1 protein-coding gene is annotated in these 636 nt (G+C 68.4%); it reads left to right on the top strand.

What is annotated here, in order from left to right:
• A partial coding sequence (locus tag ACT84W_RS00585; protein WP_444327870.1) for a lyase family protein occupies positions 1 to 636 on the top strand: 636 nt, incomplete at both ends.

Genomic DNA, 636 nt, shown 5'->3' with positions numbered 1-636 from the left:
TCTCGGGCTGGCGCGGGCTTCTGGAGGGTGCCGCCGAGGAGCTCGAGGCGTCGCTTGGCGGCCTTTATCGCCTGGCGCTCGGCGGCACGGCGGTCGGCACGGGGCTCAACGCGCCGGCCGGCTTCGACGTGGCCGTGGCCGCCCATATCGCCGCCCAGACAGGGCTTCCCTTCGTGACCGACCCGAACAAGTTCCGCGCCCTGTCCGGCAAGGACGCGGTCGTCTTTGCCCATGGTGCCGTCAAGGCGCTCGCCGCGAACATGATGAAGATCGCCAACGACGTCCGCTGGCTCGCGAGCGGCCCGCGCCTGGGCTTGGGCGAGATCGCCATCCCCGCCAACGAGCCAGGCAGCTCCATCATGCCCGGCAAGGTCAACCCCACCCAGTGCGAGGCGGTCACGATGGTTGCCGTGCAGGTCATGGGCAACGACGCCGCCATCGGCTTCGCGGCCTCCCAGGGCAACTTCGAGCTGAACGTCTTCATGCCCGTGATCGCGTACAACTTCCTGCAGTCCGTGGACCTTCTTGCCGACGCGATCCGCTCGTTCAACGAGCGCTGCGCCGCGGGCATCGAGGCCAACCGGGCAAAGATGGACGCGAACCTGCACAACTCGCTCATGCTCGTGACGGCGCTCA

It is taken from the genome of Paratractidigestivibacter sp. (assembly GCF_052362415.1).
Classification (GTDB): Bacteria; Actinomycetota; Coriobacteriia; order Coriobacteriales; family Atopobiaceae; genus Paratractidigestivibacter.
The sequence above is the reverse complement of the archived record's forward strand: the minus strand, read 5'-3'. Positions and strand labels throughout refer to the sequence as shown.